Below are 20,403 nucleotides of genomic sequence, written 5' to 3'. Positions count from 1 at the left end.
TTGCCGAGAGTTCGACGAAGAGGGCGCGGAAGTCGCCATGGCGGATGAGCACCCGCAAGGGGGCACGGCCCGGAGGCCATCCTCGGGCGACCTTCTCGGACCGCGACGCCGCGGCGTCCCCCTTACGCCGAGGCCCGCACCTCGATCAGCATGGCCTGTTCGGGGTTGAGCGTGGGCATGGGAACGCCGGTCCGGCAGAGGACCGCGCCGGGAAGTGCGGTCCACCCGTCCATCGCCTGGGCGACCCATGCCGGCGGCGCCGCCTGATGCGCGGAGGGGTGCCCGACGTCGGTCCGGATCCGTACGCGGTAGTCGCCGGCCGGGTCCAGGCCCGGCAGCCGCACCCGGCCTGACTGCGCCTCGGGGGACGTGACTAGGCGGGCCCAGCAGTACAGCGCGCTCGTCCGGTCGCGCGCGACCACGCCGTGCAGGATCGTCGCGTCCTCACCGGTGTCCGCGCGGACCACCCGGCCATGGTGCAGCAGCGGGCGGAACTCCCGATACAGGGCCGCCCATGACGCCAGCCGCTCCAGCTCCTCCGGGGAGCATCGCGTGAGGTCCGTCTCGATGCCGGCGTGCCCGAACAGCGCGGTGATCAGGCGGAACGAGTCCGTGGTCACCCGTCGCGTGGTGTGCGCCTCCGCAGCACCGACATGCGCGCCGACGAGCTCCGGCGGCAGCAGCTGGCCGGTCCAGCGCTGGATCGCCTGGCGTTCGACCGGGTCATTGCAGTCGGAGGCCCAGACACGGTCGGTGCGCGCGAGGATCCCCAGGTCGACCCGCCCGCCGCCACCCGCACACGACTCGATCTCCAATGCCGGAGGCCTCTCCTTGAGGGCGTCGAGCAGGCGGTACAGCGCCACGGTCTGCGCGTGCACCGCGGGTCGGTCGGTACCGGCGCCGTCACGGAACACCGCCTCGTGCAGGTCGCGATTGTGATCCCACTTCAAGTAGTCGATCGCGTACCGGCCGACGAGCGCGTCGACGCGTTCCAGGACGTAGGACCACGCCCGCTCGTCGGCGAGGTTCAGCACGTACTGGTGCCGGGCCGACGGGCCGAGACCGGCGGACGAGCCGAGGACCCAGTCGGGGTGCTCGCGGGCCACCCGGGACTCGAGATTGATCATCTCGGGCTCGAACCAGAGACCGAACTGCATGCCGAGCCCGTGGACGTGGTCGACCAGCGGCGCCAGCCCGTGCGGCCAGACCTTCTCGTCCACGAACCAGTCCCCGAGACCGGCGGTGTCGTCGCGCCGGCCCCGGAACCAGCCGTCGTCGACGAGCGGAGCGAGCGAATCGGGGATTCGGTCTCTCCCCCCGACGAAGGAGGGCTCATGAGCGCCGTCGCCGTGGTGACCGGCGCCGCCTCCGGCATTGGACGTGCCACCGCCGTGCGTCTCGCCCAAGAGGGCTACGAGGTCGCGATGATGGACCTGGACGCCGCCGGGCTGGCCAAGACGCATGCGTGGATCCAGGAGTCCGGTGGGCGGGCGCACCCCTTCCCGGTGGACCTGTGCGACCCGCTGGACGTCGGCGCGGTGACCCGGGAGATCGCGGTGACGGTCGGCGCCCCGCAGGTGCTGGTCAACGTGGCCGGCATCGGCGTGGCCGCGACCGTGCTGGAGACGAGCGACGAGGATTGGAACCGCGTCCTGGCGGTGAACCTCACCGGGCCCTTCCTCACCACACGGGCGACGCTGCCGTTGATGATCGACCGCGGCAGCGGGGTGATCGTCAACATCGCCTCAGTGGGCGGTCAGGTCGGCCTGGCCCGCCGCGCGGCGTACTGCGCGTCGAAGGCCGGGGTGGTCGGGCTCACCCGCGCGATCGCCGTGGACCACGCCCGCGAGGGAATCCGCTGCGTGGCGATCTGTCCCGGTACGGTGGAGACAGAATGGATCGCGAAGATCTTGGCGAACGCGCCGGATCCGGTCGCCGCGCGTGAGGCGATGGCGGAACGGCAGCTCGACGGCCGGATGGGATCGCCGGAGGAGGTCGCGGCCATGGTCGCCTTCGTCGCGGGCCCGGACGGCCGGTTCGTCAACGGAGCCGCTCTCGTCCTCGACGGCGGGATGACGGCGGCGTGAGCGCGCAGGCGGTCACCGGCGCATCACCGGGTCGGAGGGCGCCCTGGAGGCGCCGGTCGGGTCATCCTCGGGCGGCGTGACAGGCAGATTCTCCGTTATTCAATGGCAGCCACCGGGTCATCGGACCGACAGCGCGGACCCGCGAAGGGGGGACCTACGTGAACAAGCCCGAGACGCTCGTCGCGATGGCACAGGGACCAGCGGACCGATGAGCGCCGCGCCGTTCTCCGCCGATCGCGGTCTCGTCGTGCCGGAGGCGCCCGACATCCTGGGACGGCCGCTCATCGGCAACCCGGCCGGCAACGAGGAGGACGGCGGCGGGTTCGATCTGCGCCACACGCTCGGCGAGGCGGCCGGGCGGGCCGACGTCGCGTACCTGACCGACCAGCCGACCACCCTGGTCGCGCTGGTCCGCTCCGCCTTCGGCATCGGCGTGATCAACCGCCTCGCACTGCGGACCACCAGCACCGAAGGACTGGCCGTCCGCACCATCGACTCTCCCGCCGCCTGCCGGGAGGTCGCCCTGTTCTGGACGCGGCGGCGCGCGGACGCTCCCGGCGTCAAGGCGTTCTTGGACGCTCATGGACGAGCACCGCTGCCGCCCGGCGTCCAGGCGATCCCTGGGAACTAGCGGGGGAGCCGCAGCCCGGACATGCCTCCGTCGACCGCCAGGGACATCCCGGTGGTGGCGCCGGCGGACGGGCCGGCGAGGTAGAGCACGGCGGCGGCGACCTCCTCCGCCGTCACCAGGCGGCCGGTGGGTTGCCGCGCCGCCAGCCGGGCCTTCTCCGCGGACGGATCGTCGGCCTTCGCGAGCAACCGGGCCACCCACGGGGTGTCGACGGTACCGGGCGCGACGCAGGTGACGCGGATCCCCGCATCGATCAGGTCGGCCGCCATCGCCAGGGTCAGCGCGTGCACCGCGCCTTTCGACGCGGAGTACAGTGCGCGCCGCACCAGACCGGCCGTTGCCGCGATCGAGGAGATGTTGACGATCGCGGCGTGTCGACTGCGCCGCAGGTACGGCAGCGCCGCCCGGGAAGCCCGCGCGATTCCGGTGACGTTGATGTCGAGGACGCGCGCCCACTCGGCGTCGTCGTTCGCGGTGACGTCGCCGACGGCGCTGACGCCGGCACAGTTGATGAGGATGTCGACGGCGCCGAACGCGTCGGCGACCTCCTCGACCGCGGCGTCGAGCGACGCGCCGTCGGCGACGTCGGCCCGGACCGCGCGCACCCCGTCGGTCGACGCCGGCGGGTCGAGGTCCAGGACGCCGACACGGGCGCCCGCCGCACGCAGCGCCGACGCGCAGGCCGCGCCGATCCCCGATCCACCACCGGTGACGATCGCGACCAGGCCGTCGAATTCCGTCATTTCACTCTCCACGTTCATGAGGGGAAACCGAGTTGCTCGCGTAGGACGTCCAGCGCGCGATCGAACGAGGCACGGTCGAGGACGGCCCCCGCGTACGGGCCGCTCTCGATCGGCTCGGTGAAGAAACGCTCGGGCAGCGTGTCCTGCTCAGGGCCGAGGCCGCGCAGGCGGTTGACGCGGCGCTGCAGCGACAAGCGCCGCGCCCCGAGTCCGAGCACATCCGGGCGTTCTCCGGTGACCGCCTCGACGAGGTCCTCGACGTCTCGCAATCCGAGCGGCCGGGTCGGTGTCGCGGCGAACAGGCAGACGCCCAGCGCGTCGAGGCCGCTCCACAGGCGCATCAGGACCGCGGTACCGGCGGGATCCAGGCGCCCGAGCAGCCGGGGTGCCTCGACGCCGACGCGGCGAATTTCCGGGAAGCAGGCCGGCATCCCGCGCTCGGGGTCGAAGTCGAGATCGTGCTCGAGGATGTCGTAACGCGGCCCGACCGGCGCCACGGCGTACCCGAGACCGAGATTCGGCTGTACCCGCGGATCGAACGGCGGTAGCTCCACTCCCTTGACGACCATCGGCGCGTCCGCGGTCACGCGGAGCCGCGCCGCGCCGTCACCCGGCCCGGCGCCGTCGTCACGCCCGAGGGCGAGGCGTTCCACGGTGTCCGGGATCGCGTCGGGCGGGATGCCGGCGGCGGCGAGGGTCCCGGCCAGCGACACCGGGTCGAGGCCGAGCTGCAGGCAGCGCGCGTTGAGCGTCCACGGATCCGGGCCGCCCGCGCCGGGGCCGAGCGCGGCCAGTGACTCCTGGTGGACCGCCGCCCCGGCGTAGACCTTGACGCAGTCGGTCGGGCAGCCGGGACACGCGGCGACCCGTTCCAGCGCCGGCGCGGCCGTCGGGTCGACACCGCCGGCGGTACGCGTGTCGGTGAAGTTCGCGACGTTCGCGTACCCCGGCTCACCCCGCCAGACCGCGAACCCGGGTGCGCCGCGCTGCCAGGCGGTCAGGGTGTTCTCCGGGACGGCGTCCGCGTACGCCGCCGCGATCCGGGTGAGCGCGTCCGGGTCGGCGACGTACGGCACGGACCCGCCGACGCAGACGACGGCCTTGACCCGCTTCCCGCCGAGCAGGGCACCGAACCCGTGCCGTGGCAGCGGATGGTCGCGACACGTGACCACCGTCGCGTACCGGACGCCGTGCTCGCCCGCGGGACCGATGACCGCGACCACCGCGTCCGTACCGTGGCGGCGGGTCAGCGCATCGGTCGCCGCACCGGTCTCCATGCCCCACAGGCCGCCGGCCGGGACGAGTGTGACGGTCCCGTCCTGGACGAGCACCGTCACCGGCTCGGGTGCCCGGCCGTGCAGCACGATGCCGGTCAGGCCGGTCCGGCGCAGTCCGGCCGCGAACGGGCCCTCCGCCCGCGTGTCGGCGATTCCGCCGGACAGCGGCGACAGGCCGATCGCGGTGATCCGGGACAGCCCGGGCCCGGCCACGCCGGCGACGGGTCCCGCGACGAGCGCGACGGGCGCGTCGACCGGGTCGACGTCCTCGCCGCCGTCCGACAGCACGACCAGCAGTCCCTCCAGCGCCTCGAGCGGTCCACCGCGCACGTACGCGGCTGCCGCCGGATCGGACGCGACGGTCCAGGCCGTGCGCGCGGAGAGGTCGACATGTACTACCGCCATGCGACGCCGTCCGGGACCGAGCAGCGAGCCGGGTGCTCCGCGATGATCTTCATGGTGCGTCCTTCACGGTGCTGCGCTGGGCGCCGAGCCCGTCGATCTCCACGACCACCGTGTCGCCGGGACGCAGGTACGGGAAGCGGCCGGACAGGGCCACGCCCTGTGGTGTGCCCGTGTTGATCAGATCTCCCGGCTCCAACACGGTGTGCTGGGAGAGGCTCCAGATCAGGTGCGCCACGTCGAAGATCATGTCGGCGGTCGTGGAGTCCTGCCGGGGTTCGTCGTTGACCGACGAGCGCAGGCGTAGCCGGTTCGGGTCGCCGACCTCTTCCGGCGTGACCAGCCACGGCCCGAGGGGGTTGAACGTCTCGCAGGACTTGCCCTTCGACCACTGCCCACCGGAGACCGTGAGCTGGAAGTCGCGCTCGCTGACGTCGTTCGACGTGACGTACCCCGCGACGTGCTCGAGCGCGTGCTCGGGAGAGTCGAGGTAGCGGGCGGTGCGCCCGATGACGACGCCGAGTTCGACCTCCCAGTCGGTCTTCGTCGAGCCGCGCGGGATCAGCACATCGTCGTAGGGCCCCACGACGGTGTTCGGGGCCTTGTAGAACAGGATCGGTACCTCGGGCGGCGGCGCGCCGGACTCGGCCGCGTGCGCCGCGTAGTTCTGGCCGATGCACAGGACCGCGCCCGGCCGCGCGATCGGCGCGCCGATTCGCAGTCCGGTGATGTCGATCTCGGGCAGCGTCTCGACCGCGATGCCGGCACCGTCCAGGGCACCGGCGGCCAGGAACGCCCCGTCGACGTCGGCGGTGACACCGGACAGGTCGTGATACCGCTCCCCGGTGTGGGCGACCGGGCGCTCCGCGCCGATCGGCCCCACCCGCATGTACTTCATTTCCCCTCCAGCATGTAGGTGCGCGTCGCGGTGGTGGCGAAGACGTCCTCCGGCCGTCCGCCGAGGATGGTCTCGATCGCGTCCACGACCTGCTCGTAGCTCGCCGCCACCTCACAGACCGGCCAGTCCGAACCGAACATCAGCCGGTCCGGACCGAACAGGCCGAGCGCGGTCTCCACGAACGGCCGCAGGTCGTCCACCGTCCACGTGGCCCAGTCGGCCTCGGCGACCAGCCCGGACAGCTTCACGATCACGTGCTCCCGCTCGGCGAGCGGCGCGATCAGGGTCCGCCATTCGGCCAGTCCGTCCAGACCCGCCGCGACGCGTGGCTTGCCGAGGTGGTCCAGCACGAAGGTCGTGTCGGGCACCGCGTCGACCGCGCGGACCACCGCCGGCAGTTGCGATGGCCGGACCACCAGTTCGTTGACCAGACCCGCGCGGGCGACCGTTCGCAGACCGGCCCGGACCGAGGGCCGATCCAGGAAGTCGTCCGGGTGCCCTTGGACCTGGTCGCGGATCCCGGCCAGGTATCGGCCGCCGGGCCCGGCCCGGTGTGCTGCCAGCGTGTCGGCGAGCGCGCGGTCCTCCAGCGCCGCCCAGCCGACCACGGCCGCGATCTCGGGAGCGCTCTCCGCGAGCGACAGGAACTCGCGGGTCTCCGCGTCGTCGCAGCGCCCCGCCTCGACCAGCACGGTCGCGTCGACACCGGCCGCCCGGAGGTGAGCCCGCAGGTCGTCGATCGTGTAGTCACGCCGTATCAGGGTCAGTGACGGATCCGCGAGCCAGGCGTAGTCGGCGGTCCACAGATGGTGGTGCGCGTCGATGATCACGGTGTGGGGACTCCGTCCGGAAGCAGGCCGGCATCGATCAGGTCACGCCACAGCCGCCCGGGGATCTCGACCGAGGCCATCGCGACCGCGTCGTCCACCTCGGCCGGCGAACGCATCCCGATCACGACGCAGGCCACGCTCGGATGGCCGAGCGGGAACTGCAGCGCGGCCGCGCGCAGCGGTACGCCGTGCTCATCGCATATATCGCGGATCGCCCGCGCCTTGGTGAGCAGCGAGTCTGGCGCCGGCCGGTAGTCGTAGGTCGCGCCGTCGACCGGATCGGCCAGGATGCCGGAGTTGTAGACACCACCGGCGATGATCGAAAGACCCCGCGCCCGGCACTCGGGCAGGAGGTCGCCGAGCCCGGACTGGTCCAGCAGCGTGTACCGGCCGGCGAGCAGGAAGCAGTCGAAGTCGCCAGTGCGCGCGAACGCGGTCAGCATCGCCGACTGGTTCATGCCCACCGAGATGGCGCCGACCTGCCCTTCGGCGCGCATGTCGACGAGCGCAGGTCGTGCCGCGCCGATCGCGTCGGCGTAGTGCTCGTCGGGGTCGTGGATGTGCAGGATGTCGGCGCGGTCCATGCCCAGGCGCGCGAGGCTGTCGGCGTACGAACGGCGGATTCCCGCGGCGCTGAAGTCGAAGCGCGGTGTCTCGGGCGTCGACTCGGCCCACATACCGCCACCGCCACCGCCACCGTCACCGTCATCGCCTCGCACGAGCACCCGGCCCACCTTCGTGGACAGGGTGAACGCGTCCCGGTCCCGGTGGGCCAGCGCCGCACCGGCGCGACGTTCGGACCGGCCGGCGCCGTACAGCGGCGCGGTGTCGAAGTACCGGATGCCGTGGGCCCAGGCCCGGTCGATGGTCGCCATGGCGACGTCATCGCCGACGGACCGATACAGCCCGCCGATCGGGGCGAGGCCCAGGCCGAGCCGGGTGACGGTCACACCCGTAGAGCCGATCGGGACGATCTCGAACGGATTCATGCGGCGGCCTCCGGCAAGGCGTGGATGAGGCGGATGATGGCCTGGCTCATGCGGTCGTAGTCGTGGTCGTTGACCAGCTCACCGCGGAGCGCGAAGTCCCCGACGACGGCGATCCGGTCCGCGAGCGTGACCACCTCGGGCAGGTCGGAGGAGATCAGCAGGATCGCCAGGCCCTCCTCGGCGAGACCGGCGATCAACTCGTGGAACGCGGCCTTGGTCCGTACGTCGATGCCGACCGTCGGCTCGTCGATGACGAGGATGTCGCAGGCGGCGGCGAGCCACTTGGCGAGGCTCACCTTCTGCTGGTTGCCGCCGGAGAGCCGGCCGGCGAGCTGACGTGGCGAGGCCGCGCGGATACCGAGCTTGTCGACATACTCCGCGACGAGATCGCGTTCGGCCCGATCCCGCAGGAACCCGAGTCTCGCCAGCCGGCGCCAGACCGTGACGCCGACGTTGCGGGCGATGGTCTGCTCCAGGAACAGGCCCTCTTCCTTGCGGTTCTCCGGAACGTACCCGATGCGGTATCGGCGGACCGCCTCCCCGACGCTCCGGATCCGCGCCGGTGCGCCCTTCACCCGGACCTCGCCGGAGGTGATCCGGTCCAGACCGAGCAGCGCCTTCGCGAGTTCGGTACGGCCGGCGCCGACGAGCCCGTAGAGTCCCAGGATCTCGCCGGGCGCGACTGCCAGGGAGATGTCCCGATGGCCGCGATCGGTGGAGACGTCGCGCAGCTCCAGCGCGGGGGTGGCGTCCGGGTCGACGCGCCGGGCGTTGAGCGTGACCGCGGCGTGCGCCCGCCCGACCATCAGGTCGACGATCGCGTCCCGCGTGTAGTCGGCCAGCGGCCGTGCCTCGGCGACGCTGCGCCCGTCACGGAGCACGGTGACCGTGTCCGCGACCGCGAACACCTCTTCCAGCTTGTGGCTGACCAGGACGACGGAGTGTCCCGCGGTGGTCAGCTTGCGGACGATCGCGTAGAGCCGGTCGGCCTCGTCGCCGGTGAGCGACGCGGTCGGCTCGTCGAGCAGCAGTAGCCGGCTGTCCACCGACAACGCCTTCGCGATCTCGACGAGCTGCGCCTGCGCGACCGACAGTTCACCGGCCGGCGTGTCCGGATCCAGATCGAGATCGAGCAGATCGAGGCAGCGACGGGCCTCAGCGCGGATCTCTCGCCGCTGGACCAGGCCGAGCCGGCTCGGCAGCCGGTGCAGCACGATGTTCTCCGCGACGGTGAACGTGGGCACCAGGTTGCGCTCCTGGTGCACGACGCCGATGCCGGCCCGGAGCGCGTCGAGCGGTCCGGTGAACGCGACGTCGGCACCGTCGATCGAGATGTGCCCGTCGTCCGGCCGGTGCACGCCCGTGAGGATCTTCACCAGCGTGCTCTTGCCCGCGCCGTTCTCGCCGAGCAGCGCGTGCACGCTGCCGGGCCGCACCTCCAGCGTGGCGCCGTCGAGCGCGCGTACGCCCGGGAAGACCTTGACCAACCCCCGCGCCGACAGTTTCATTTTCTGCTCCGAGTGAGCTTCTGGCGGACCGCGCCGACCAGGACGGCGCCGAGCACGACCGCGCCGACGATCAGATCGACCCAGCTCTGGCCGATGCCGAACTGCGCCTGGGTGACGTCCACGAGGCGGACCAGGAACGCGGCCAGGCACGTGCCGAAGACGGCCACCACGCCGCCGGCCAGCGCCACACCGCCGATGATCGGTGCCGCGAAACTGCGCAGCAGCAGGTCATCGCCGACGCTGGCGTTGACCGAGCCGGACAGCGCGAGCGTCAGGACGGCGGCGACACCCGCGAGCAGGCCCGAGATCGTGTGAGCGAGCACGATCGACCGGTCGTTGGACACGCCGGACAGGCGTGCCGAGAACGGGTTGCCGCCGCTCGCGAGCAGGTGCCGGCCGGCGACCGTACGGGCGAAGAACAGCCCGACCGCGACCGCGACGACGACGGCGATCAGGAAGATGACCGGCAGTCCGAGCACTGAGGCGCGGCCGAGATCGACCAGGCCGGGGGAGTAGCCCTGGAACGTGTCCGGGCCGTGGACGCCGTAGCGCAGGCCGTCGACGATGGTCATCGTCGCGAGCGTGACGATGAACGCGTTGATCCTGGTCAACACCACGAGGAGACCGTTGACCGCGCCGACCACCGCCCCGAGCAGGAGCGACGCGGTCACCGCCACCGGCGCCGGCCAGCCCTGCGCGATCATCAGCCAGGCGCCGGCCATCGCGCAGAAACCGGTCAGTACGCCGACGGAGAGGTTCATCTGGCCGATCGCGAGCACGACCATCTGCGACAAACCGATCACGATCGGCACCGCGAGGAAACGGAAGAACGCGCCGAGAGTGCCGCCTTGGAGCAGGTTGCCGTGGGTCGCGATGGTCAGCGCGCCGAATCCGGCGACGGCGAGGCAGACGAGCGTGAACTCCGGCGCTCGGACGATCCGTCGGCCGCCTCCGCCCGCCCGCGACGGGGCGACGGCCGCGGTCATGCCCGCACCCCGCGCCGCTCGGCGAGCACGTGCCGGGCCCGGTCCAGCGACAGCGCGGCCAGCAGCACCAGGCCGATGTAGAGCTGGAGTTGATTGATCTGGAACTGCAACAGGTTCAGCCCCTTGTAGATGACCTGGGTGATGCCGGCGCCGAGCAGCGTGCCGAGCACGCTGACCGCGCCACCGGCGAGCAGGGTGCCCCCGAGCACCGGCGCGAGGAACGACGGAAGCAGGAACTGGCCACCGACGCTCGCGGAGAACGCGCCGTTCTCCGCGGCGAGCAGGAATCCGGCGAACGCGGCGAGGGCTCCGGACAGCGCGTGTGCCTGGACGATCCGCGCCTGGACCGGGATGCCGGACAGCTCCGCCGCCGTCTGGTTCGAGCCGGTCATCAGGATCTCCCGGCCGATCCTCGACCAGCGGAAGACGAGCCCGACGATCAGCAGGGCGACCAGGGCGAACGGGACGAGCAGCGGTATCGGAGGCCCGCACACGTCACCGGTGCAGTAGTCGGCCATCGTGTCGGCGCCCAGGCTCGCCATGCCGGCCGGTTGACGGGCGAACGCGACCCCCTGAGTGAAGTGCGAGTACAGCAGCGACACCAGGCCGACGAGCGCGAAGTCCATGGCGAGCGTGACCACGAACGAGTTGACGCCGGTACGCGCGATGAGCAGGCCGGCGAGCGCGCCGAGCGCGGCCCCGGTGGCGAGCCCGGCCAGCAGGTCGAGCGGCAGCGGCGCACCGGTCTTGTCGTAGAGCAGGCCGGCGGCGAACGCACTGATCGCGGCGACTCGGGGAACGGCCAGGTTCATGTGGCCGAGCGAGAGCACCGCGAGCTGGGACAGCCCGACGACCAGGTAGACGCTGATGTCCGACTGCAGCGGGACGAGCGTGAGCCGGGTGTCCAGGAAGGTCGGTCGCAGCGATGTGAACAGGGCGATCAGCACCACCAGCACCGCCAGCAGGCCGAGTCGGGGGTTGGCCCAGAGCGGCATCCGGCCGGCGCGGCCGCCGGGCGGCGCCGGGTCCGGCGCGGGGCCCGGGACCTGCGCGTCACCCGATGGCGGTGGAGCGTTGCCCGCGGGGCCGAGCCGATTCATCACTGCACTCTCCGATCGTCGATCGCGTCGCGGTCCCAATCGATGCCGAGGCCGGGAGCCGTAGGGGCGAGGGCCTCGCCGCCGTGGACCTGGATCTCCCGCCGGGTGATCGCCCGCAGTTGGGGGATGTGTTCGAGGTATCGGCTGTTCGGCACCGCGCAGCACAGGCTGATGTGCAACTCCATGAGGAAGTGCGGGCACACCATGACGTTGTGCGCCTCGGCCAGGTGCGCGACCTTCAGCCACGGCGTGATGCCACCGACCCGCGCCACGTCGACCTGGAGGACGCCGGCGGCACCGCGCCTGAGGTATTCGGCGAACTGGCTGATCGAGTACATCGACTCGCCGACCGCGACCGGCACGCTGGTCGCGGCGGCGAGCGCGGCGTGGCCGGAGACGTCGTCGGCGGGCAGCGGCTCCTCGAACCAGTAGGGGTCGTACGGCTCCAGCAGCCGTGCGCGGCGAATCGCGTCGGCGGCGGTCTGCGACTGATTCGCGTCCACCATGATGTCGAAGTCCGGGCCGACCGCGTCCCGTACCGCGGCCAGCCGGTACGCGTCCTCGGCGGGCGGCCGGCCGATCTTGATCTTCACGCCGGGCAGGCCGGTCACCTGGCTCGCCTTCGCCCCGGCGACCAGTTCGTCGGCGCTCAGGTGCAGCCAGCCGCCCTCGGTGTCATAGAGCGGGATCCGGTCCTTCGCGCCGCCGGCGAGGATCCACAGCGGAGCGCCGGCGGCGCGGCACCGCCAGTCCCACAGCGCGGTGTCGACGGCGGCGAGCGCGAGCGAGGTGATGGCGCCGACCGTGGTGGAGCGGTTCGCGGCGTACAACTCGTGCCAGATCGCCTCGACCCGGCGCGGATCGGCGCCGATGAGGTGGTCGAGCATGCTGTCCCGCAGCAGCGCGAGAACCGCCTTGCCGCCGGTGCCGATGGTGTACGAGTACCCGGTGCCGGTCCCGCCGTCGTCGGTGGTGATGTCTACGAAGATCGTCTCCTGCTTCACGAATGACTGGACGGCGTCGGTGCGGACCCGTTCGACGGCGAGGTCGATGAGGTACGCCTGGGCGCTGGTGATGCGAGGCAAAGGGACTCCTCGGGCCGGCTCGCGGAACGACGGAAGGCCGTCCCGGGAGCGTCGGGGCTTACTTGGCGGGGCAGTTCAGGTACTTGGCGTCGAAGTCGGACTTCAACGTCTTCGTGGTGGCCTGGCGCTGGGTGTCGTAGCTGCCGGCGTTCTTCTTGTCGACCACGAACGAGCCCGAGTCGATGGCGAGGCCCGCCTGCTTCATCGTGCAGCCCGTGGACAGCTTCATCAGGGCGTAGGAGCCGACGTAGGCCTGACCGACCGGGTTCTGGACGACGGTCGCCGCGACCGAGCCGTCGCGAATGTCGGCGAGCACGGTCGGATCGTCGTCGATCGCGACGACCTTGATCGGCAGGTGGGCGTGCTTCACGGCGGCGGCGGAGGCTACCGCGGGGTTGTAGGCGGTGTTGACGATGCCGCCCAACCGCGTGCCCTTCGCGGCGATCAGGTCGGCGACGGCCTTCTGCGCGGTCTGCAGGTCGGTGTCGATGTCGGTGCGCGTCTCGACGAGCTTGACCTGTCCGTGGGTCTCGGCGACGGCCTGCCGCACACCGGCCATACGACGCTGGGTGTTGGAATCGGTCTTGTTCCCGGTCAGGTGGACCAGGTTGCCCTTCCCGCCCATCGCGGTGATCGCCGCCCGGGTGGCCTTGTACGCCGCCTGCTGCACGTCCGTGGCGAGACAGAAGTCGGCGTCGTCGGCCGAGCCCGCCGGGCACGATCCGAGCGAGGCCACGTGGAAGCGCTGGCGCTTCAGGCTGTCGAACGTGGTGTTGATGTTCTCCGGCGCGACCCCGAACACCCCGAACGCGTTGTACCCCTGCGCGGCCAGGGACGTAAGGACGTTGTTCTGTTTCGTCTGGTCCCAGCCGGAGTTCTCGTTGAAGGTGACACCTCCGAGACCGAAGTCGGCCTTGGCCTGGGTGCCGGACGTCTTCCACGGCTGGAAGTAGGGGTGCGAACCACCGGAAACGAGCGCGACTTTCACCTGCGCCGGCTTCAACGCGGTTGAGGACGCCGTCGTGTCGCTTCTCTTGCTGCAGCCGGTCACCGAGACGGCCAGCGCGAGCGTCGCGGCGATCGACCCGAGTCGAACCAAGGGTGACATGACACACCCCTCCTGGATGGGGATCGTGGATCCTATAGGAAGTTTCGTAGATGTATACTCAGCAACATGAACCAGGTCAAGGGTCTGCTCGTGGGAAACTCGGCCGCATGACAGGCCGCGCTCGGATCTCTCCGGTACGGCGTTCGACGCTGGGCGACGACGTCTACGAAGCGATCAAGACGCTGGTCATGGAGCACACGCTCGCTCCGGGTGACCGCGTCAACATCGACGCACTGGCTCGCGAGCTGGAGGTTTCACCGACGCCGGTCCGGGAGGCGCTCGCCCGGCTGGAGTCCGACGGGCTGGTCCGCAAACGCGCGCTCGCCGGTTATACGGTGAGTCCGCTGCTGACCAAGCAGGAGTTCATCGACATGTTCGATATGCGGCTCGTGCTCGAAGGCACGTCCGCGCGGTGGGCCGCCGAACGCGCCGATGACGCGACGCGCGACGCGATCGTCGCCGAATCCGAACAGGCGGCGCCGCTGGACGGCCCGACTCCAGGCGACCGCTCCTCCTACGCGGCGTTCACCGCACTCGACGCGCGCTTCCACGACCTCGTCGCGAGCGCCGCGGCCAATCCGCTGCTCCGCGACGGCATCACGCGACTGCACGCGCACCTGCACCTTAACCGGCTCTACTTCCCGTACGCGAAGAGCGGAGCGACCGGCGACGAGCACCGTCGCATCGCGGCCGCGATCCGGGCCGCCGACCCGGATGCGGCGGAGGCGGCCATGCGCGCCCACCTGGTCGAGGGGCGCAAACGTCACCTCGTGGCGTTCGACTGACCGACGCCCCGCTCGGCCCCCTCATCGAGGCGGTCCCGCCCGCGTGCGGCCGGGCCGGACGGCCGCCGCGGGCCCCGGCCGTCTGTACCCTTGCGCGTTCCGAAACGCCGGTGTTACACCGGAGGGCGGAGGAACCTTCCTCCGCATCGACGACGTCTTATCTGGCATGTTCGCGACATTGACCGGGCTTGGTCTGTCCGCATCGGCCGGTCTGAACGCCTATATCCCGATCCTGGTGGTCGGCCTGCTCGCCCGCTTCACCGACGTGATCGTGCTGCCGCACCAGTTCGCGTGGATGGACAACGGATGGGCGCTCACGGCCGTGGCGGTCCTGCTCGCCGCGGAAGTCGTTCTCGACAAGGTCGCCGTCGTCGACCATGTCAACGACGCGATACAGACATTCGTACGGCCCGCGGCCGGCGGCGCCGTCTTCGCCGCCTCGGACGCGGCCGCGCGGATCGACCACTCCGGGTGGATGTCCGATCACCCGTGGGTGGGCTGGGCGCTGGGCATCGTCGTCGCGCTGTGCGTGCACGTCACCAAGGCCGGCGTGCGTCCCGTCATCAACGTCGGCACGGTCGGTGTCGGAACGCCCTTCGTGAGCGCGGCGGAAGACGCGATGTCACTGACGGTGAGCCTCGTCGCGCTCCTGATCCCGGCGCTCGTCATCGTGTTCCTGATCGTGTTCGTCCTGATCGGATGGCGATTGACGCGAAGGATTCGCAAGCGGCGTAAGCCGGAGAAGCCGATGAGCAGAACGCCCAGCGGGGCCGGCGATAGCTGATCCATGAGCCCTGGGATCGCCGCCCAGGCCGGGATGGGCGCTCCCGCTCCAGTCACCCGCGCGCCGATCTCGGGGGGCGGCCACGCTGTTTAACCTGGCGTGAACACCGCAGGCGCGATCATTGCGGCGGATCCACCGGTCCCGTGGCCAGAGGTGGCTCCCGCGCCCTTCGCGCGCGCCGTTCGACCAGACAGACAGAGGGGGAGCGAATGCCTTCCAGCCGCCGTGCCGTGCTCGCGGCCATGGCAGCGGGCGCGCTCGCCGGATGCGCGGGTCCGGCCAGGACCAGGGACGGCGCGTCCGCTTCCGGCCGGCCCGGCGCCGGGACCGGAAGCGGTACACCGAGCCGTACCCCGCGCACCGCCGGCTCGGCGGCGGCGCCTGCGGTGACACGTGCCGACATCGTGGCTCGCTACGGCCGTCTCAAGCCGCGTACCTGGGGTTTCGACGCGCCCGGCGTGGTGCACGAGCTGCCCACCACCCGGCGCGTCATCGCGCTGACCTTCGATGCCTGCGGCGGACCAGGCGGCAGTGGCTACGATCGGAAGCTGATCGACTTCCTCCGCAGGCGAGAGATACCGGCGACCCTCTTCCTCAACTCCCGCTGGATCGACGCCAACCCCGCGATCTTCCGCCGGCTGGCCGCTGAACCGCTGTTCGAAATCGCCAATCACGGCACCCGGCACCGCCCGCTGTCGGTCACCGGGCGCTCCGCCTACGGCATCGCCGGCACGCGCAACGCCGGAGAGGTGTACGACGAGGTCGCCGGGAACCACGTGAAGCTGAGCCGTCTCCTGGGCGCCCCGCCGCGGTTCTTCCGGTCCGGCACCGCGTACTGCGACGACGTCGCGGCACGTATCGTCACCGACCTGGGGGAGCGCTTCGCCGGCTTCACCGTCAACGGCGACGCGGGCGCCACCTTCACTCCCGAAGAAGTCCGTCGAACCGTTACGGCCGCCCGCGGCGGCTCCATGGTGATCTGCCACATGAATCAGCCGACGGGTGGTACGGCCCGGGGCATCGCGGCGGCCGTTCCGCACCTGCTGGCCTCCGGGTACCACTTCGTCCGTCTCTCCGACGAACTGCACTGACCGGCGGTGGCCGCCAATGCGCCGGCCGCTAACGCGCCGGCCTGGCCTCGCGGGGCAGCCCGAGCACGCGCTCGCCGATGATGTTGCGCTGGATCTCGTTCGACCCGGCGTAGATCGTGTCGGCTCGGGAGAACAGGTAGAGCCGCTGCTCGTCGCTCAGGTCGTACGGCGCGCCGTCGGCGACCATCCCGGCCGCGCCGAGCACGTCCATCGCCAGCTCGCCCAGTTCGCGGTGCCAGACGCCCCAGACCAGCTTGGAGATCGATGATTCGGGCCCGGGGGCGCCGGCCGCGATGCCGTCCATCGTGCGTACGGCGTTGAGCCGCATGACCTCCAGGCCGATCCAGGAGCGAACCAGCCGGTCGCGCAGCAGCGGGTCGTCGGCCGCGCCGGTCTGCCGGGCCAGGGCGATGATCCGCTCCAGCTCGCGGCGGAAGCCGACCTGCTGGCCGAGCGTGGCCACGCCGCGCTCGAAGCCGAGCGTGGCCATGGCGATCCTCCATCCGTCGCCGGGGGCGCCGACGATGTTCGCCGCGTCCGTCACCGCGCCGTCGAAGAAAACCTCGTTGAACTCGCTCGTCCCGGTCATCTGGACGATCGGCCGGATCTCCACGCCGTCCTGGCGCATCGGCACGAGGAGATAGGACAGGCCGTGGTGGCGGGCCGACCCCGGCTCGGTGCGGCAGACCGCGAAGCACCAGTCGGCCTCCATGGCCAGCGAGGTCCACACCTTCTGGCCGGTGATACGCCAGCGGTCCCCGTCCAGCTCGGCGCGGGTCTGCACGTTGGCCAGGTCGGAGCCGGCGTTCGGCTCGGAGTAGCCCTGGCACCAAAGCTCCTCGGCGGCGACGATCGGCGGCAGGAACCGCGCGCGCTGCACGTCGGTGCCGAACGCGATGACCGTCGGGCCGAGCAGGTTCTCCCCGATGTGGTTCACCCGGGCCGGCGCGTCGGCCAGCGCGTACTCCTCGTAAAAGACGACCTGTTCCGCAACGCCCGCGCCACGCCCGCCGTACTGCTCGGGCCAGCCCAGGCAGGTCCAGCCCGCGGTGGCCAGGTGCCGCTCCCAGGCCAGCCGTACGTCGAACGCCTCGTGCTCACGGCCGGGTCCGCCCAACCCGCGGGCGCCGGCGAACTCGCCCGACAGATTGTCCTCGAGCCAGGCCCGCACCTCGGCCCTGAAGGTCTCACTCACGCACATCACTCTACCAAACAGTTGTTAGATACAATGATATTGTGATCACCACCGCTGAGCAGGAGGAGCTGCGGCGCACCGTGCGCGCCCTGCTCGAACGCAACCCCCCGGCCCGGTCGGCGCCCGACGCCGAGGCCGGGTACGACGAGCCCGTGTGGCGGCTGCTCGCCGACCAGGTGGGCGCCTTCGGCCTCGCCGTCCCCGAGAGGCACGGCGGGGCGGGCTTCTCGTACGCCGAGAGCCATGTGGTGTGCGAGGAACTGGGCCGCGCGCTCGCCGCGGTGCCCTACCTCGGCTCGGCCGTGCTCGCGGCCGACGCGTTGCTCGCCTGCGGCGCGACCGAGCATCTGCCCGGCCTCGCGGACGGCAGCCGGGTCGGCGCGCTGGCCTGGGCCGAAGGCGGCACATGGGATCCGGCCGCGATCCGCGCCCGGATCGACGGTGGGCGGCTGACCGGGGTCAAGGAGCATGTGCTCGACGGCGCCCGCGCCGACCTGTTCGTCGTCCCGGCGCTCGGCCCCGGCGGCGAACTCGGCGTCTATGCGGCCACCCCGGACGCGCCCGGCGTCCGGGTCGAGCCGCTGGTCACGCTCGACCGGACCAGGCCGCAGGCCCGGGTGGTCTTCGACGGGACGCCCGTCACCCGGCTCGGCGCGGACGGGGCCGCCGTGCTGGAGCGGCTGCTCGCCGTCGCCGCCACCGCGCTCAGCGCCGAGCAACTCGGCGGCGCGGCGCGGTGCCTGGAGATGACGGCCGAGTACGTGAAGACGCGCGAGCAGTTCGGCCGGCCGATCGGCTCGTTCCAGGCGGTCAAGCACCGATTGGCCGACCTGTACGTGCTGGTGGAGTCGGCCAGGTCGGTCAGCTACGACGCGGCCAGGGCGCTGGCGGAGGACGCCCCCGACCTCGCGGTGCGCGCCGCCTCGGCGCAGGCGTACTGCGCCGAGGCGTTCTCCACCGTGGCGGCCGAGACCATCCAGTTGCACGGCGGGATCGGCTTCACCTGGGAGCATGAGGCCCACCTGTACTTCAAGCGGGCCCACGCGGCGGCGAAACTGTTCGGCGACGCCGCCTGGCACCGGGCCCGCCTCGCTCCTGTCGTGCTCGGGGGTTGACGGCGCGGCGTTCGGAGCCGCTGGGTGATCACGGGCGGCCGGGCTCAGTCCGCGTCACCAGATAGCGGGCCGGAACCTCGCCGCCGCCGTGCACCGGGATGTCCGCCCCGGTCAGGTAGGAGGCGAGGTCGGAGGCCAGGAACAGACAGGTGCCGGCCACGTCGGAGGGCCGGGCCATCCGGCCCATCGGGATGATCTCGGCCAGTGCCGCGCCGCCGTCCTCGCCGTACGTCGAGGCCGCCGCCTCGGTCATCACCAGACCGGTGGTGATGTGGTTCACCCGCACCTTCGGCGACCACTCCAGCGCGAGCGCTCTGGTCAGCATGAGCAGGCCCGCCTTGGCCGCCGAGTACGCCGCGGTGCCCGGCTGGGGGTCCACGCCGGACACGCTGCCGATGTTCACGATCGAGCCGCCGGTCTCCTGCTCCCGCATGACCTTGTTGGCCGCCTGGGCCACATAGAACGGCGCGAGGAGGTTGAGCGCCACGATCCGCTCGACGAACCGCGGCGAGACGGTCGCGGCGTCGGAGTTCGGGGAGCCCCCAGCGTTGTTCACCAGCACGTCCAGCCGGCCGAGCAGCCCGGCCACGGTCTCCACCAGGCGGGCAGCCTCCGCCGCGTCCCGGATGTCGGCGGCGACGAAACGCGCCGAACGACCGCCTGCGGCCGGCAGGCGCTCCGGCTCGTTGCGGCCGCACACCACCACTTCGGCGCCGGCCGCGAGAAACGTCTCAGCGATCACGAAGCCGATGCCCTTGGTGCCTCCCGTGACCAGCACCGCCCGCCCGGCGAGATCCACGTTCACCTTCATCGCGGGGCGAATGTCAGGCGCCGTAGACGGGCGCGGGCCTGGTGGCCCGGGCGAGCAGCTTCGCCACCTCCGGGCCGATCTCGGCCGGCGCCCAGCGGGCACCCTTGTCGGTGACGGGGCCGCGCCGGAAGCCCTCCATCACGCAGATCCTGCCGCCCTCGACCTCGAAGACCCGTCCGGTCACGTCCTTGGACTCGGCCGAGCCGAGCCACACGACCAGCGGGGAGACGTTCTCCGGGGCCATGGCGTCGAACGCGCCCTCCTCCGGGGCCGCCATCGTCGCGGCGAAGACCTGCTCGGTCATCCGGGTGCGGGCGGCCGGGGCGATGGCGTTCACGGTCACGCCGTACCGGCCGAGCTCGGCCGCCGCGACCAGGGTGAGGCCGATGATGCCCGCCTTGGCCGCCGAGTAGTTGCCCTGTCCCACGCTGCCCAGCAGCCCGGCCCCGGAGGAGGTGTTGACCACCCGGGCGTCCACCGGGCGGCCGGCCTTGGCCTCGGCCCGCCAGTGCAGCCCGGCGTGCTTCAGCGGCAGGAAGTGGCCCTTGAGGTGGACCCGGACCACCGCGTCCCACTCCTCCTCGGAGAGGTTGACCAGCATCCGGTCGCGCAGGAACCCGGCGTTGTTGACCAGCACGTCGAGGCCGCCGAAGGTCTCGATCGCGGTGGCGACCAGGCGCCGCGCGCCGTCCTCGGTCGCGATGTCGGACCGGTCGGCCACCGCCTCGCCGCCCAGGGCGCGGATCTCGGCGGCCACCTCCTCGGCCGGTCCCGCCGCTTCACCCTCGCCGGACAGGCCGACCCCGAGGTCGTTGACGACGACCTTCGCGCCCTGGCGGGCGAACTCCAGCGCATGCGCGCGCCCGAGACCGCGGCCGGCGCCGGTCACGATCACGACTCGGTCCCTGCAGATCATCGTGGGCTCCCCAATCGACCCGGGCGGCGGCATCGTGCACGTCGATCCGCTCTGCTACCGTT

The 20,403-nt window shown here is 71.7% G+C and carries 20 protein-coding genes; 6 read left to right on the top strand and 14 right to left on the bottom strand.

The window, feature by feature from the left end; all coding sequences use genetic code 11:
* Positions 1 to 122 precede the first annotated feature (122 nt).
* A complete protein-coding gene (locus tag AB0K82_RS19095) occupies positions 123 to 1,406 on the bottom strand; it encodes an alpha-galactosidase (protein WP_364398526.1) in 1,284 nt (427 codons plus the stop codon).
* Here AB0K82_RS19095 and AB0K82_RS19090 point away from each other — a divergent pair.
* Together AB0K82_RS19090 and AB0K82_RS19085 are read left to right on the top strand one after the other, a co-directional pair.
* Positions 1,335 to 2,087, top strand: coding sequence for an SDR family oxidoreductase (locus AB0K82_RS19090; RefSeq protein ID WP_364398524.1), 753 nt, complete (start codon positions 1,335 to 1,337; stop codon positions 2,085 to 2,087). The genes AB0K82_RS19095 and AB0K82_RS19090 overlap by 72 nt on opposite strands.
* 208 nt (positions 2,088 to 2,295) lie before the next feature.
* Positions 2,296 to 2,718, top strand: coding sequence for a LysR family transcriptional regulator substrate-binding protein (locus AB0K82_RS19085; RefSeq protein WP_364398522.1), 423 nt, complete (start codon positions 2,296 to 2,298; stop codon positions 2,716 to 2,718).
* Here AB0K82_RS19085 and AB0K82_RS19080 read toward each other — a convergent pair.
* From AB0K82_RS19080 to AB0K82_RS19035, 10 genes are read right to left on the bottom strand one after another with little or no spacing between them, the layout of a single operon-like run.
* Positions 2,715 to 3,461 (bottom strand): SDR family oxidoreductase, encoded by a 747-nt coding sequence (locus AB0K82_RS19080; RefSeq protein ID WP_364398521.1) that lies wholly within the window; start codon positions 3,459 to 3,461, stop codon positions 2,715 to 2,717. The genes AB0K82_RS19085 and AB0K82_RS19080 overlap by 4 nt on opposite strands.
* 14 nt (positions 3,462 to 3,475) lie before the next feature.
* Positions 3,476 to 5,143, bottom strand: coding sequence for an aldehyde ferredoxin oxidoreductase N-terminal domain-containing protein (locus AB0K82_RS19075; RefSeq protein ID WP_364398519.1), 1,668 nt, complete (start codon positions 5,141 to 5,143; stop codon positions 3,476 to 3,478).
* A gap of 49 nt (positions 5,144 to 5,192) precedes the next feature.
* Complete coding sequence (locus AB0K82_RS19070) at positions 5,193 to 6,038, bottom strand: fumarylacetoacetate hydrolase family protein (RefSeq protein WP_364398517.1); 846 nt, start codon at positions 6,036 to 6,038, stop codon at positions 5,193 to 5,195.
* Positions 6,035 to 6,868 carry an amidohydrolase family protein gene (locus AB0K82_RS19065; RefSeq protein WP_364398515.1) on the bottom strand — a complete coding sequence of 278 codons (834 nt, stop codon included), beginning with the start codon at positions 6,866 to 6,868 and terminating at the stop codon, positions 6,035 to 6,037. Before AB0K82_RS19065 ends, AB0K82_RS19070 begins: the two co-directional genes overlap by 4 nt.
* Positions 6,865 to 7,857 carry an aldo/keto reductase gene (locus AB0K82_RS19060; RefSeq protein ID WP_364398513.1) on the bottom strand — a complete coding sequence of 331 codons (993 nt, stop codon included), beginning with the start codon at positions 7,855 to 7,857 and terminating at the stop codon, positions 6,865 to 6,867. Before AB0K82_RS19060 ends, AB0K82_RS19065 begins: the two co-directional genes overlap by 4 nt.
* On the bottom strand, positions 7,854 to 9,365 hold the full coding sequence (locus AB0K82_RS19055) for a sugar ABC transporter ATP-binding protein (RefSeq protein WP_364398511.1): 1,512 nt from the start codon (positions 9,363 to 9,365) through the stop codon (positions 7,854 to 7,856). The genes AB0K82_RS19060 and AB0K82_RS19055 overlap by 4 nt, the downstream gene beginning before the upstream one ends.
* On the bottom strand, positions 9,362 to 10,351 hold the full coding sequence (locus tag AB0K82_RS19050) for an ABC transporter permease (protein WP_364398509.1): 990 nt from the start codon (positions 10,349 to 10,351) through the stop codon (positions 9,362 to 9,364). Before AB0K82_RS19050 ends, AB0K82_RS19055 begins: the two co-directional genes overlap by 4 nt.
* On the bottom strand, positions 10,348 to 11,451 hold the full coding sequence (locus tag AB0K82_RS19045; protein WP_364398507.1) for an ABC transporter permease: 1,104 nt from the start codon (positions 11,449 to 11,451) through the stop codon (positions 10,348 to 10,350). Before AB0K82_RS19045 ends, AB0K82_RS19050 begins: the two co-directional genes overlap by 4 nt.
* Positions 11,451 to 12,536 carry a mandelate racemase/muconate lactonizing enzyme family protein gene (locus tag AB0K82_RS19040; RefSeq protein ID WP_364398506.1) on the bottom strand — a complete coding sequence of 362 codons (1,086 nt, stop codon included), beginning with the start codon at positions 12,534 to 12,536 and terminating at the stop codon, positions 11,451 to 11,453. Before AB0K82_RS19040 ends, AB0K82_RS19045 begins: the two co-directional genes overlap by 1 nt.
* Before the next feature lie 58 nt (positions 12,537 to 12,594).
* Positions 12,595 to 13,644: a substrate-binding domain-containing protein gene (locus AB0K82_RS19035; RefSeq protein ID WP_364398505.1), complete on the bottom strand. Its 1,050-nt coding sequence runs from the start codon at positions 13,642 to 13,644 to the stop codon at positions 12,595 to 12,597.
* Positions 13,645 to 13,751: 107 nt separating this feature from the next.
* Between AB0K82_RS19035 and AB0K82_RS19030 the strand changes: the two genes are divergently transcribed.
* The 3 genes from AB0K82_RS19030 to AB0K82_RS19020 all read left to right on the top strand — a co-directional run bounded on the left by AB0K82_RS19030 (position 13,752) and on the right by AB0K82_RS19020 (position 16,304).
* Entirely contained in the window at positions 13,752 to 14,429 is a 678-nt protein-coding gene (locus AB0K82_RS19030; RefSeq protein ID WP_364398503.1) for a GntR family transcriptional regulator, read from the top strand.
* A 43-nt stretch (positions 14,430 to 14,472) separates the two neighbouring features.
* On the top strand, positions 14,473 to 15,213 hold the full coding sequence (locus AB0K82_RS19025; RefSeq protein ID WP_364398501.1) for a DUF4126 domain-containing protein: 741 nt from the start codon (positions 14,473 to 14,475) through the stop codon (positions 15,211 to 15,213).
* A gap of 209 nt (positions 15,214 to 15,422) precedes the next feature.
* Positions 15,423 to 16,304, top strand: coding sequence for a polysaccharide deacetylase family protein (locus AB0K82_RS19020; protein WP_364398499.1), 882 nt, complete (start codon positions 15,423 to 15,425; stop codon positions 16,302 to 16,304).
* A gap of 28 nt (positions 16,305 to 16,332) precedes the next feature.
* On the opposite strand, the gene AB0K82_RS19015 is transcribed toward AB0K82_RS19020, so the two are convergent.
* Positions 16,333 to 17,505: an acyl-CoA dehydrogenase family protein gene (locus tag AB0K82_RS19015; RefSeq protein ID WP_364398497.1), complete on the bottom strand. Its 1,173-nt coding sequence runs from the start codon at positions 17,503 to 17,505 to the stop codon at positions 16,333 to 16,335.
* A gap of 35 nt (positions 17,506 to 17,540) precedes the next feature.
* Here AB0K82_RS19015 and AB0K82_RS19010 point away from each other — a divergent pair, with 35 nt between their 5' ends.
* The gene (locus AB0K82_RS19010; RefSeq protein WP_364398496.1) at positions 17,541 to 18,614 is read left to right on the top strand and encodes an acyl-CoA dehydrogenase family protein; all 1,074 of its coding nucleotides are present in this window, start codon (positions 17,541 to 17,543) and stop codon (positions 18,612 to 18,614) included.
* A gap of 28 nt (positions 18,615 to 18,642) precedes the next feature.
* Here AB0K82_RS19010 and AB0K82_RS19005 read toward each other — a convergent pair whose 3' ends face one another.
* Complete coding sequence (locus AB0K82_RS19005; protein WP_364398494.1) at positions 18,643 to 19,425, bottom strand: SDR family oxidoreductase; 783 nt, start codon at positions 19,423 to 19,425, stop codon at positions 18,643 to 18,645.
* A 13-nt stretch (positions 19,426 to 19,438) separates the two neighbouring features.
* Complete coding sequence (locus AB0K82_RS19000; protein ID WP_364398493.1) at positions 19,439 to 20,341, bottom strand: SDR family oxidoreductase; 903 nt, start codon at positions 20,339 to 20,341, stop codon at positions 19,439 to 19,441.
* Positions 20,342 to 20,403: the final 62 nt, after the last annotated feature.

Source organism: Actinoallomurus sp. NPDC052274 (assembly GCF_040679475.1).
GTDB classification, from domain to species: domain Bacteria; phylum Actinomycetota; class Actinomycetes; order Streptosporangiales; family Streptosporangiaceae; genus Actinoallomurus; species Actinoallomurus liliacearum.
The sequence above is the reverse complement of the archived record's forward strand: the minus strand, read 5'-3'. Positions and strand labels throughout refer to the sequence as shown.

Bases quoted from the DNA above. Each gene is read 5' to 3' on its own strand.
- AB0K82_RS19090 (WP_364398524.1), top strand. From the start codon at position 1,335: ATGAGCGCCGTCGCCGTGGTGACCGGCGCCGCCTCCGGCATTGGACGT.
- AB0K82_RS19085 (WP_364398522.1), top strand. From the start codon at position 2,296: ATGAGCGCCGCGCCGTTCTCCGCCGATCGCGGTCTCGTCGTGCCGGAG.
- AB0K82_RS19080 (WP_364398521.1), bottom strand. From the start codon at position 3,461: ATGACGGAATTCGACGGCCTGGTCGCGATCGTCACCGGTGGTGGATCG.
- AB0K82_RS19075 (WP_364398519.1), bottom strand. From the start codon at position 5,143: ATGGCGGTAGTACATGTCGACCTCTCCGCGCGCACGGCCTGGACCGTC.
- AB0K82_RS19070 (WP_364398517.1), bottom strand. From the start codon at position 6,038: ATGAAGTACATGCGGGTGGGGCCGATCGGCGCGGAGCGCCCGGTCGCC.
- AB0K82_RS19060 (WP_364398513.1), bottom strand. From the start codon at position 7,857: ATGAATCCGTTCGAGATCGTCCCGATCGGCTCTACGGGTGTGACCGTC.
- AB0K82_RS19055 (WP_364398511.1), bottom strand. From the start codon at position 9,365: ATGAAACTGTCGGCGCGGGGGTTGGTCAAGGTCTTCCCGGGCGTACGC.
- AB0K82_RS19050 (WP_364398509.1), bottom strand. From the start codon at position 10,351: ATGACCGCGGCCGTCGCCCCGTCGCGGGCGGGCGGAGGCGGCCGACGG.
- AB0K82_RS19045 (WP_364398507.1), bottom strand. From the start codon at position 11,451: ATGAATCGGCTCGGCCCCGCGGGCAACGCTCCACCGCCATCGGGTGAC.
- AB0K82_RS19035 (WP_364398505.1), bottom strand. From the start codon at position 13,644: ATGTCACCCTTGGTTCGACTCGGGTCGATCGCCGCGACGCTCGCGCTG.
- AB0K82_RS19030 (WP_364398503.1), top strand. From the start codon at position 13,752: ATGACAGGCCGCGCTCGGATCTCTCCGGTACGGCGTTCGACGCTGGGC.
- AB0K82_RS19020 (WP_364398499.1), top strand. From the start codon at position 15,423: ATGCCTTCCAGCCGCCGTGCCGTGCTCGCGGCCATGGCAGCGGGCGCG.
- AB0K82_RS19015 (WP_364398497.1), bottom strand. From the start codon at position 17,505: ATGTGCGTGAGTGAGACCTTCAGGGCCGAGGTGCGGGCCTGGCTCGAG.
- AB0K82_RS19005 (WP_364398494.1), bottom strand. From the start codon at position 19,425: ATGAAGGTGAACGTGGATCTCGCCGGGCGGGCGGTGCTGGTCACGGGA.
- AB0K82_RS19000 (WP_364398493.1), bottom strand. From the start codon at position 20,341: ATGATCTGCAGGGACCGAGTCGTGATCGTGACCGGCGCCGGCCGCGGT.